This is a genomic window from Mesorhizobium sp. P2_C5_2, assembly GCF_056404535.1.
In genome coordinates, this window is record NZ_JBFUDV010000008.1 from 14,659 (window position 1) to 26,402 (window position 11,744).

The 11,744-nt window shown below is 62.9% G+C and carries 11 protein-coding genes; all 11 read right to left on the bottom strand.

Annotated elements, in window-relative coordinates:
- Positions 1-23: 23 nt before the first annotated feature.
- The 11 genes from AC1D1B_RS26480 to AC1D1B_RS26530 all read right to left on the bottom strand — a co-directional run bounded on the left by AC1D1B_RS26480 (position 24) and on the right by AC1D1B_RS26530 (position 11,735).
- On the bottom strand, positions 24-2,132 hold the full coding sequence (locus AC1D1B_RS26480) for an ADP-ribosylglycohydrolase family protein (protein ID WP_477335814.1): 2,109 nt from the start codon (positions 2,130-2,132) through the stop codon (positions 24-26).
- A gap of 38 nt (positions 2,133-2,170) precedes the next feature.
- The gene (locus AC1D1B_RS26485; protein ID WP_181058186.1) at positions 2,171-3,004 is read right to left on the bottom strand and encodes a carbohydrate ABC transporter permease; all 834 of its coding nucleotides are present in this window, start codon (positions 3,002-3,004) and stop codon (positions 2,171-2,173) included.
- Entirely contained in the window at positions 3,001-3,846 is an 846-nt protein-coding gene (locus tag AC1D1B_RS26490) for a carbohydrate ABC transporter permease (protein WP_477335816.1), read from the bottom strand. The genes AC1D1B_RS26485 and AC1D1B_RS26490 overlap by 4 nt, the downstream gene beginning before the upstream one ends.
- A 135-nt stretch (positions 3,847-3,981) precedes the next feature.
- Positions 3,982-5,301: an ABC transporter substrate-binding protein gene (locus AC1D1B_RS26495; RefSeq protein WP_477335818.1), complete on the bottom strand. Its 1,320-nt coding sequence runs from the start codon at positions 5,299-5,301 to the stop codon at positions 3,982-3,984.
- 33 nt (positions 5,302-5,334) lie between these two features.
- A complete protein-coding gene (locus AC1D1B_RS26500; protein WP_477263056.1) occupies positions 5,335-6,342 on the bottom strand; it encodes a LacI family DNA-binding transcriptional regulator in 1,008 nt (335 codons plus the stop codon).
- Positions 6,343-6,468: 126 nt separating this feature from the next.
- Positions 6,469-7,857 carry a chromate efflux transporter gene (gene chrA, locus AC1D1B_RS26505; RefSeq protein WP_477335820.1) on the bottom strand — a complete coding sequence of 463 codons (1,389 nt, stop codon included), beginning with the start codon at positions 7,855-7,857 and terminating at the stop codon, positions 6,469-6,471.
- Positions 7,854-8,672 carry a chromate resistance protein ChrB domain-containing protein gene (locus tag AC1D1B_RS26510; RefSeq protein ID WP_477335821.1) on the bottom strand — a complete coding sequence of 273 codons (819 nt, stop codon included), beginning with the start codon at positions 8,670-8,672 and terminating at the stop codon, positions 7,854-7,856. Before AC1D1B_RS26510 ends, chrA begins: the two co-directional genes overlap by 4 nt.
- 143 nt (positions 8,673-8,815) lie before the next feature.
- Positions 8,816-9,529, bottom strand: coding sequence for a nickel/cobalt transporter (locus AC1D1B_RS26515; protein WP_477335823.1), 714 nt, complete (start codon positions 9,527-9,529; stop codon positions 8,816-8,818).
- Between the two features lie 39 nt (positions 9,530-9,568).
- Positions 9,569-10,609 (bottom strand): cation diffusion facilitator family transporter, encoded by a 1,041-nt coding sequence (locus AC1D1B_RS26520; RefSeq protein ID WP_477335825.1) that lies wholly within the window; start codon positions 10,607-10,609, stop codon positions 9,569-9,571.
- A complete protein-coding gene (locus AC1D1B_RS26525; RefSeq protein WP_477263046.1) occupies positions 10,606-10,872 on the bottom strand; it encodes a metal-sensing transcriptional repressor in 267 nt (88 codons plus the stop codon). Before AC1D1B_RS26525 ends, AC1D1B_RS26520 begins: the two co-directional genes overlap by 4 nt.
- Positions 10,873-10,946: 74 nt before the next feature.
- Entirely contained in the window at positions 10,947-11,735 is a 789-nt protein-coding gene (locus tag AC1D1B_RS26530; RefSeq protein ID WP_477335827.1) for a 3-hydroxybutyrate dehydrogenase, read from the bottom strand.
- Positions 11,736-11,744 lie beyond the last annotated feature (9 nt).

Here is an 11,744-nt window from a genome sequence, read left to right on the forward strand (position 1 = left end):
CTGGGATTGAGGTCGCGGGACGTTCAGGTCCCGCTCACATGCAGCCTGTCGGTCGACAGGGCGCCTTCAGCGATGAGCAGTCCGATGCCACCATCTTTCAACGCCTCGGCGGTCGTATCGTCCGCCTCGAGCGCCACACCATCGAACAGCGCCTTGATCCGGCTGCCCTTGACGGTCAATGTCACAGGGATCGCCTTTTCGAAAACGAGATCGTATGTCGTCTCCGCCAGAACGACTGTCTCGGCATCCCGTGTGCGCACGATCTGCAGCTTGCCATCGCGCATGGCGCGCACGGCGTAGTAGCGCCGTAGACCCTGGACGCGCGCGCACACGCCGCCATAATTGCCGAGGTGAATGACGATGTCTCCGGAGACCTTATAGTCGATCCATTGCCGCGTGCCGTGAATGACCATGCCTTCGTCGCGGCTTTGCGAAATGCGGAAGCTCGGCGGATAGCGCTTGGAAAAGAAGCTGACGCCATTGACCCAGGCCATGCGCCAGAAATCGCTTTCGCCGGCGGGACGGTGCAGCGTGAGTTCCGGCGCCCCATCCCAGCGGAGATAGTCGAGCAACACACGGCCGTCGGCACGCTTGCCCTCGCTGGTGAGAACGATGCCGATCTCGGCGATCGGCTGACCGTCCAGATCCGGCAGGCGCCATGACAGGACGCGGTCTTCGCCTGCCTTCAAGGTGACGGCGTCGCCATCGATGTCGCGCAGATGGTCCTCGCCATCATAGGCGCGGATGCGCAGCCGCACCGACACCACGCCCCTGCTGTGGCGATCGGCAACGACGCGCGCCTTGACCACTTGCCCGGGATAAACCAGCGGCGTCGCCATCAGATCGTAGGTGCGCATCGACAGCACTTCGCGCGGCGAAAATGTCGGCGTCGTCACCGTGGCGCTGAGGCCGGGCGCCAGCGCTTCATAGTTTACGGTCAGCGCGCGGGCATTCTCGAACTCGATGTTGCCGACGCGAATGCCAATCGCAGAGCCGTGACCTTCGACCGGCCGAAAGCCCTGCTGGCTGCCCGACAGCGAGAAGTGGAACTGGGCGCCACCCTTGGGCGCATCGAGTGGGTTTCCGCCGGCGAGCGTCATGCCGAGATTGGCGATGTAGTATGCGGTGCGCACCGCATCGTTGATCGAGTTGCCGCCATCGGCCGAGGAGATCAGCAGCCGGTCGGCGATCGGCCCGCGCCAGTCAGGACCGGCTTCGATGCCGTCAAGGCCGAGCATCAGAGCGAGCAGGCAGCCGACATTGCCGGCGTTGCAGTCGGTGTCCCAGCCCGACGTGTTGACGATCATCTGCGCCTTCTGGAAATCGTCGGGCGCATAGAGCACGGCCATGACCATCAGCGCATGGTTGGGCACCACGTGGCAATTGCCGGGATATTTGTCGTAGCCGTATTTGTCCTCGATCTTCTGGCGCGTGTCGTGCCAGTCGGGATGTTGTTTCACCCAGCCGCGAATGTCGGCGATCAGCTTTGCGATCAGGCTGTCGCGCGGGATGACCGACAGGCCGGTGTCGATGAGATGGTCGATGTCGCTGGACACGAAGGCTTCGGCCTCCATCGCCGCCCACAGCATCGCCGCATAGACGGATTCGCCGTCATGCGAGACCTTGCCGGCCTGCTCGGCAAGCCTGGCCGCGAGCTGCGGCTGTCCCGGTGCCACCATGGCCCAGCCGTCGATGAATATCTGCGCGCCGATCTGCTCGGCAACCGTCGCGCCATTGGTCGCAATAGAACCCGAATGCGGTGCCGCAATGCCCTTCTTGAGATTGAGCCAGGCGGTATGCTCGGTCGAATTGCCTGAGCCGCCCCACCACAGGATCGAACGCTCCTCGACGATATAGTTCAACCATGCCTTGCCGATGGCTTCGGCCGGCAGATCGGCCGAGATGCCGTAATCCTCGAGCGCCCGGATGAAGGTGAAGGTGCCGGCGACATCGTCGTCGGTCACCACCAGCGGCTGCTTCAGCCGCTCATGCACGTAGTAGTCGATCGGCCCGAGCTCCTTCATGATCTTCTGGTAGGTCCAGCCCTCGAACGGCCGGCCGAGATAGACACCCACCAGCTTGCCAAGCACGCCGGCATAGACCCGTTCCAGATAGTCATTGGGTAACTGCATGTTCTGCTCCAGATACTCGAAAAATTTCAGCTCGGGTTTCAGCCCTTGACCGAGCCGCCCGCCATGCCTTCGATGAACCGCTTCTGCATGGCGACGAACAGCACCACCACCGGCACCACGATGATCAGCGCGGCGGCCATGATCTCACCCCAGTCGGAACTGTATTGCCCGCTGAGCAGGTAGAAGCCGATCACCGCAGTGACCTTGTCCGCCTTCTGCAGGAACGTCGTCGCGATCAGGAATTCGTTCCAGGAATTGAGGCCGATGATCAGCGCCACCGTCAGGATGCCCGGCGACACGATCGGCAACATGACCTTGGAAAACACCTGCCAGGACGTGGCGCCGTCGATCAGCGCGGCTTCCTCGAGCTCCTTCGGCACAGCGATGAAATAGGTCCTGAGCAGCATCACCGCGAAGGGGCTGTAGAGAGCCGTATAGATCAGCGCGACGCCGAAGACATTGTTGATCAGGCCGAGTTTAGCAAAGCCGAAATAGAGCGGGAAAATGTAGAGCTGGATCGGCGCCGTGGTCGTGGCCAGCAGGTAGAACGTCCAGATCTTCCATGAGGCGACTTTCTTGCGCGCCAGCACGTAGGCAGACAGCGAGCATGTCGTGCAGACAAGGACGATCGTGGTGCCGGACAGCAACAGCGAATTGACGAAGGTTTTGGAAAATTTGGCGTGCGTCCAAGCATTGGTGAAATTCTCCCAGCGGATCGGGTTCGGCAGCGACAGCGGGCTCTGCACGATCTGCGCCGCAGGCTTCAGTGCATTGAGCACCAGCAGCGCGATCGGAAATAGCGCGATGAAGGCGCCGATGCCGAGCACGATATAGGAGACGGTGAGCGTCGCCCGGCTCTCGACCATTCTCATTGTTCGCCCTCCTGCGTCTGCAGGCGGACATAGAAGAAGGTGCCGACCAGACCGAACAGGCTGATCACCAGCGCCGCCGCCGCGGCCTGGCCGACATTGAGGTCGTAGAAGGCGTGGCGATAGGCCAGCGTCGACAGCACTTCACTCGAAAACGCCGGCCCGCCCTGGGTCAGGATGTAGACGAAGTCGAAGGCGAGAAAACTCCAGATCACCGTCATGATCATCATCAGCATGATGGTCGGCCGGATCGCCGGCAGCAGAACATAGCGCATCATCTGTGTGTAGCTGGCGCCCTCGATGCGCGCCGCCTCGATCTGTTCCTGCGGCACCTGCCGCAGGGCTGCGAAGAAGATGACGCACAGAAACCCCCACCAGTGCCAGAGGTCGACGGTCGCCACGCCAAACAGCGCGGTCGATGGCTGCGCCAGCGGATTGGCCACCGGCAGGCCCATGCGGTCCAGCATGCCGAACACGCCGGTGACGGGGCTGTAGATCATGCCTTGCCAGACGCGCGCGGTGATGACCGTGGCGATGACGACCGGCAGGAAGTAGACGACCTGGAAGAAATTGCTGCCGCGCCGCACGATCAAGAGCATCGAAGCGGCCAGCAGCCCCATGGCGATCGGCACGACGAGGAAGATGCCGGTCCAGATGATGTTGTTGGTGAGCGCCGACCAGAAAACGCCGTCGGCCAGCAGCGCCCGGAAATTGTCCAGCCCGGAGAACGTCGGCGTCGAAATGCCGTCCCAACTGCAGAACGCCAGGACGACCGTCAGCAGTGCCGGAACCAGCACGATGACGAAATTGATGATCAGCGTCGGGACGAGGTAGAGCCGGTGCATGGACAAGTGGCCTGGGTTTCAGAGCATGATGCCGAAAAGTGTGAAGCGGTTTTCGGACAACATCATGCTCTATTTGATTTAGCGCCGGTCAGGCGCCGCTCCGTCGCTGGTTCAGATGGTTCGCGGTTGCCCGCCTCAGGCTCGCTTCGGCACCGCCGGCACCTTGCCGGCCGCCTTTTCCTGCTGGAAGGTCTCGTCGAACTTCTTCAGATAGTCCTTCGAGCTGATCTTCTTCAGCCAGACTTCTTCCATGCCACTGACCAGATAGGTATCGGTGGCAGGCGGCAGGAAGGTCCATGTCGTGTAGCCGTACTGGCCGGCGCCGACGGCCGTCGACAGGTTCTTCATCGACTCCGTGTAGAGCGGCAGCACCTTGTCGGAGAGCTTCGCCCCCGACAGGTCCTTCAAAGGCAGGTTCCACTCGCCCTGCCAGGCCGAATTCATGGCGCCGTAGAATGTGTCGCTGAAGATATAGTCGAGCACTGCCGCCGCACCGTCGGGATTCTCGGATTTGGCGTTGACCGAGAGCGTCGAGCCGATGCCGAGCGCATAGACCGGCGGGCCGCTCGTGCTGGGGAAACCAACGAAGGCCGGCTCGGCATTGTTCGGCGGGAAATAGGTCGGGACGTTGGTAAAGCTCCAGGTGCCGCTCGGCGCCATGCCGGCCTGGCCTGTCGCCACCTGGGCGAACGCCTGCTCCAACGTCAGCGAGAAATAGTTGGGGCCAAAGTAGCCCTTCTGCCACCACTCATCGAGCTTATCGATGGCTGCCTGGATGGACGGGTCGGTCCATGGAATGGCGCCGGTCAGCGCCTTGTAGACATTTTCCGGACCAGCCACCGAATTGAGCACGATCGAGACATGGTGTTCGTTGGCGGGCCGCCAGTCGGCGTTGCCGGCGCCGAACGGAACCAGGCCCTTGGCCTTCATCTCGTCGGCCAGCGCCTCGAGTTCGGCGATGGTGGTGGGCGCCTTCCAGCTGTTCTTGTCGAACAGCGTCTTGTTGTAGAACAGGCCGAGCGTCTCGTAGGTCTTGGCCAGCGCGTAGAGCTTGCCCTCATATTTGCCCAGTTCCATGAACAGCGGCAGCAGCCGGTCGTTCCAGCCGAGCTTGGCGGCGTAATCGTCGAGCGGCAGCAATTGGCCGGCTTGTGCCATCGACGCGACATAGCTCGGGCCGGCGGTGAAGACGACGTCCGGGCCGCTGCCCGACAGCATGGCGATGCGCAATTGCTTGTCGAGATCGGTGCCACGGAAGTCGATCGACAGATCGTCCTCTGGATGCGCCGTATTGAAGGGATCGATCAGAATGGTCTTGAGACTGTCCTGGTTTTCCGGTGAGGCGGATTCGTACCAGAAACCGACCGGCTTCTTGTCGTCGGCAAAGGAAAGGCGCGACAGCAGCGGCAGGGCGGCAAGCCCGAGGCCGGTCTTGAGCAATGTACGGCGTTGCATGATGTTCTCCTCCGATATCGTTTCTTAAGGCAGTCAGGTCGAACCGCGTTCGATCAGGCTGTAGGGCATTTCGAGCGCGGTCCCCGCGCCCGGTGAGGCGCCGCGCAGGCGCTCCATCAGGATCTGTGCAGCCTTGACCCCCATGTCGCCCTGGAACTGGGCCACGGTGGTCAGCGATGGCGTCACCAGCCGCGCCGCCGAAATGTCGTCGAAGCCGGCAACCGCAATGTCTCCGGGAATGGCGATGCCGCGATCGCGCAGCGCCTGCATCACGCCGATGGCCATCAAATCGTTAGCGGCGAAGATCGCCGTCGGCGCATAGCCGCTGGCCAGCACCGCCTCGGCGGCGCGGGCGCCTCCGGTCTCGCTGAATTCCTCGTCGACGACGATGTAGGGCGTGCCGCCGGCTTCGGTGAGCGCCGTGCGGTAGCCTTCGACCCGCACGCCCTGGGGGCCACCGCGGCCAGCGACCATGGCGATGCGCTTGTGGCCACGGCCGATGAGAAACTGCGTCACCGAGAAGGCGGCGGCGTAGCTGTCGACAAAAATGTCGTCGATGGCGATGTCGCCGCCGCGCTTCTTGCTCGATTCGATGCGCACCACTGGTACGCCGGCATCGAGCAACGGTTTGAAGTCGCTGGCCCGCAAGGTGAAGAACACCCCGATCACGCCGTCGACCCGCCCCTGCCGCGACCAATCTAGAAAATGCCGCTCGCGCTCGGCCGACCCGTCGGTGCTGACCGCGATGACGTCATAGCTGAGGTTCTCGGCCACCGACTGGATGCCGCGCATCAGCGCCGGATAGAACGGATTGGTGATGTCGGGCACGACGCAGGCGATGGTCATGGTGCGGTTGGTCTTGAGCGCCTGCGCGAACCGGTTCGGCGTATAGCCAAGCTCCGCCGCCGCCTTGGTGATCCGCTCCCAGGTCTCGGAGGATATCGCCGGTGAGCCGCCGCCGCTCATCACCATGGACACGCTCGCCTGCGACACACCCGCCAGCCGCGCAACGTCCTTCTGTGTGGCCCGCGAGCTTTTCATGAGCTTCCTTATACGTATCACTTATACGTATCAATACCAATTGGAGGGCATGAGTCAAGAGGCATGCCGACACGGAAAGACCGTGGTCGCCCATGATTGCTGGTCGAGCTTTGCTTGCGTCGAGCGCTACCCAGGCAAGGCCAGCAGCGCCAGTCCGGCCAGCGCCGAGCCGGCTAATGTCGGCAGCATGCCGATCTTCAGTTTCAACATGGCGACCATCGCGGCGGCCGAAAGCAGCGCGGCGCGCCAGTCCAGCGACGACAGCACCGGCACCTCCATCCCGAGGCCAACACGGTGCACCGCGCCGAAGACGACATGCAGCGCAAACCACAGCGCAAGGTTCATCACGACGCCGACGACCGCCGCCGTGATCGCGCTCAGCGCCGCCGACAACGCCTTGTTGCCGCGCAGCGCCTCGATATAGGGGGCACCGAGAAATATCCAGAAGAAGCATGGCACGAACGTCACCCAGAGCGTCAGCAACGCACCGAGCGATCCGGCGATGAGCGGACCCATCGCGCCGGCATGCCGGTAGGAGGCGACGAAGCCGACGAATTGCAGCACCAGGATCAGCGGGCCCGGCGTCGTCTCGGCAAGGCCGAGGCCATCGACCATTTCACCAGGGGCAAGCCAGCCGAACGAGGTCACCGCCGCCTGCGCGACATAAGCGAGCACAGCATAGGCGCCGCCGAAGGTGACGACGGCCATCAGGCTGAAGAAGCCACCAAGCTGCGACCAGACGCTGGCAGGCCCTGTCAGCACGGCAATCAGCGCCACGGGTCCGAGCCAAACCGGCAGCCAGATCGCAATCGTGCGGGCGGCATGCCACCGCCTCGGCCTTGCATGGTCGAGTTCGCCGCGTTCGAACATCAGGTCGACCGCTCCCAGGCTATCGGCCGCGGCATTGCCCTTGCCGTGCGTCGTACCCGAAAACAGGGCAGGCGCCAGGCGGTTGCCGATCCAGCCGGCCAGCCCCGCAAACAGGATGATCAGCGGAAACGGCAGCCTAGCGACATAGATGGCGAGGAAGGCGACCACCGCGATCGCCACCATCACCGGGTTCTTGAGCGCCCGTTTGCCGATGCGGATCACCGCTTCGACAACGACGGCAAGCACCGCCGCCTTGATGCCGAAGAACAGCGCCTCGATGACCGGCGCGTCATTGTAGAGCACATAGAAGGTGCTGAGGCCCAGCATGACAAGCGCACCAGGCAGCACGAACAGGATGCCGGCGACGAGGCCGCCGGCGGTCCGGTGCAGCAGCCAGCCGATATAGATGGCGAGCTGCTGCGCCTCGGGGCCGGGCAACAGCATGCAATAGTTGAGCGCATGCAGGAACCGCTGCTCGCCGATCCAGCGGCGGTCCTCGACCAATTCCTTGTGCATCAGCGCGATCTGTCCGGCAGGCCCGCCGAAGGAGAGCAGACCAATCCTGGCCCACAGTTTCGCGGCTTGCCTGAAGGTAGGCGGGGCTGGAGCAGCGAGCGGGCTGTCGTCCACGGCAAGAGCGTTCATGTCGCTTTGGGCCCGCTCGGCCAGTTGTGGGTTTCGTCGGTGGCGTCGCGGCACCACCTGAAGAACGCATCATAGAGCAGCATGCCGGCCTCGAGCTGTTCGAGATCGTCGCGGAACATGCGTGACAGGCCGAGCGATGCGGCAAGGAACCCAGCCGCCTGCGGAATGAGATCGAGGCGCGCCGTGTCGGCCGCACGCACGATCAAGGCAAGACGGTCGAGCGCCTCGAACCGCAGCCCGAATTCCTCGATCATGGTGTCGAAGGTGCACCGCTCGCCGCGATGGCTCCAGAACACATCGTCGATGTCGAAGGGGATCGCCGCGAAACGATCGGCGGCAGCCAGCACTTCGGCCGGTTCGACAAACAGGAACACCGCCGAAGGGTCGACGAAGCGGCGGATCAGCCACGGACAGGCGATGCGGTCGACCTTGGGGCGGGCCCGCGTCACCCAGACCGTGCGGCCCTTGTCGTCGCGGCGCGGCATCTTCTCGGCCTTGACCAGAACCCCCTTGGCCGCCAGCCAGGCTTCGAAACCGCCTTCGAGCGATTCGGCAGCGATGCCCTCATGGCGCAGCCAGGCGGCGACGCCTTGCGAGAGCTTCTGCCCTCTCTGGCAAATAACGACCACATGAGCCCCGGTGAACTCGGCCGCCCAGCTCGAAACAGTCTTGAAGTCGCGCCGGCACGAGGCCGGCAGCAGGCGGGGATCGGCGTCATAGTCCTCGTCGATGCGAACATCGACAAGAACAGGCGCGTCCGGCAAGCCGATGAGCCGGGAAAGTTGCGCTACGGTGATTGCGGTTGTTGACGGCATGGCGTCCACCTCCAGAGTGAGAGTTTGGACGCGATCGTTGGGCTGACGCCTCACGGGGTCGTCGCGAAGGAACCCCTTGTCACTATGCTGGATTGATCCTTCGTGCTTGTCAATCCATGGCTCGGCTGTTCGTTTCAACGTCCTCAGCGCGCAGAAATTTGCCAAACAGCGACGCCAGCAAGAGTGAGGCCGGCGATACCTTCGATGCTCCTGGATATTATGTCGAACAAGCGTGGCCGGCTGTCGAAAAAATGCACCAGCCGTTCTCGAAACAGGATCGACAACACCGCCACGCAGGACAAGGTCAGCGCCACACCGGCTATCATGGTGACCGCAAACAGAATGCCAGCAAACGGAACGCCTCTGGATATCGCGAAGGTCATCACGAAAAGGGTCAGCGGGCATGGAATCAAGCCGGCCATGATGCCAACGGCTTCGCCCTCATGCTTGTGATGGTGGCCGCGGCTCAGTGCGCGCCACAGCATCCAGACGCCAATCAGGCCAAGCAACCCACGGCTGACGTCTTCCAGCAGAGGCGCTCGGCCAACGCTGCCCAAAGCAATCGATACCAGCGGTAACGAGAACGCCGCAATCAGCACCGCGATCGTCACATGCGTGAAGGAGAGCGTCAGTGACACCAGAAGGCCGCGCAAAACCTTCGCGTCCGAACCGGCCAGATACGTAGCCAGAACGGCTTTGCTATGTCCCGGCGTCAGGGCATGCGCCGCACCAAACAGCACGCCCATCGGCAGAAAGGCAAGGAACGCAACCCAGCCGCCGCCAGTTGAGAGCAATTTGATTTGTTCTGCCAGCGCCAGGTAGATGGTGCGCTGGAATTCGACAAGCGTCTGGAGCATCAGCCTGGACTAGCAGAAGCGGGTGGTTTTCTGCGCACGTCAGTGTTGGTGGTCGTGGTGTTCGCCATGATTGTGGTCGTGAGGATGTGGATGCGCGTGCGCGCCATGCTCGCTCGAAAACCGGATGTTGGCAGTCGCGAGAGCGGGCATGTGTTCGAACAGTTCATTCTCCAGCGCTGCCGTGATCTTGTTTGCTTCTGCGAGCGGCAACGTTTCGTCTGCAGCGATGGCGATGTCGGCGTGCAACCTGTGGCCAATCCAGCGGGCCTTGGCATCGACGATGTGAGCACCCGGCACATGCTCGCCAGCATGATGAATTTCGGCCATCACACCCGGCTCGACGCCGTCGAGCATACGGGTGAGCACCGAGCGCGCCGATTGCCAGACGATACCGAAAATGGCGACCGTGATGAGGAGCCCGATGATTGGGTCGGCAAGCGGAAATCCGAGCCAGACGCCGATAGCGCCAATGACCACGGCAAGGCTGGTGAGCCCGTCGGTGCGGGCATGGTAGCCGTCGGCGACGAGCGCCGCACTGTTGATTTCCCTGCCGATGCGAATGCGAAACACCGCGACGGCCTCATTGCCGAGGAAGCCGACGATGCCCGCCGCCGTCAGCCAACCGAGATGCGTCACTGCCTGCGGGTGGATCAGGCGCTCGATAGCCTGGTACCCGGCGACGATGGCGCTGAACAGAATGACCAGGACGATGACGATACCGGCGAGGTCTTCGGCCCGACCCAGTCCATAGGTGAAGGTTGATGACGGCTTGCGCCTCGCCAGCATGAAGGCGACCCACAAGGGGATGGCAGTGGTTGCGTCTCCAATATTGTGAATGGTGTCGGCAAGAAGGGCCACGCTGCCCGAGAGAACCACCACGGCCATCTGCATTGCTGCCGTGACCGCCAGGATGACAAAGGACCATTTTATGGCCCAGATGCCCCGATCGGTCGTCGCGATGGTTGCATCGATGACGCCATGTGTATGACCATGCGGACCGTGGTGGTCGTGATCGTGGCCGGCGTGATCGTGCGAACCGAAACCGAACCAGTCGAGGGTGCGCCTGCCGAGACCGCTCATAGATACTTGGCCAACTGCTTGAGTTCCGCCAGCGAGTCGTGCGCTCCACCCTCGGCGGTGTCGGTCAGGCAATGTTCGATGTGATCGTGGATGAGTTCTCGCTTGGCGCTGCTGATGGCGCTTTCCACGGCATGGAGTTGCTGCGCGAGGTCAACACAGGAACGACGAGCCTCGAACATGGAGAGCACTGCCGCAAGGTGGCCTTGCGCGCGCTTTAGACGCTTCACGATAGCGGGGTGCGACTGATGGGTGTTGTCTGTCATGTCAGTCGACTATCCCCCCCGGGGGGATGAGTCAATCTGCAATTTGTGGCGGCGAGTCGATCTCGGGAACGGCCCTATTGCGCCGTCCAGCCGCCATCCATCGGCAAGGTCGTGCCGGTGATCTGCCTGGCCGAATCCGAGCACAGGAAAAGCGTCAGTGCCGCAAGTTCCTCGACGGTGACGAACTCCTTGGTCGGCTGCGCTGCCAGGAGCACGTCGTGCTTGACCTGTTCCTCGGTCATGCCGCGCGCCTTCATGGTGTCGGGGATCTGCTTTTCGACCAGCGGCGTCCAGACGTAGCCGGGCGCAATCGCATTGACCGTGATGCCATCCTGCGCGACTTCCAGCGCCACGGTCTTGGTCAGGCCGGCAATGCCGTGCTTGGCCGAGACATAAGCCGACTTGAACGGCGAGGCGACCAGCGCATGCGCCGACGCGGTGTTGATGATGCGCCCCCATTTGCGCGCCTTCATGCCCGGCACCACGGCCTTGATCGCATAGAAGGCGGCAAGCAGGTTGATGCGGATGATGGCTTCCCATTTGTCGTCCGGAAATTCCTCGATCGGCGCGACATGCTGGATCCCGGCATTGTTGACCAGAATGTCGAGGCTGCCGAAGGCCTGCTCGGCGTCGTGCACCATGGCGGTCACCGCAGCGCCGTCCATCATGTTGGCGCCGGAGTAGCGGCACTTGACGCCGAAATCCTTCTCGATGCCGGCACGCTCCTGCTCGATCGCGGCGGCATCGCCGAGGCCGTTGATGGTGACGTTGGCGCCTTCGGCGGCAAAGGCGCGGGCAATGGCCAGGCCAATACCGCTGGTCGAGCCGGTGACGAGCGCATTCTTTTGAGACAGGGAACCCATGGGAGATCT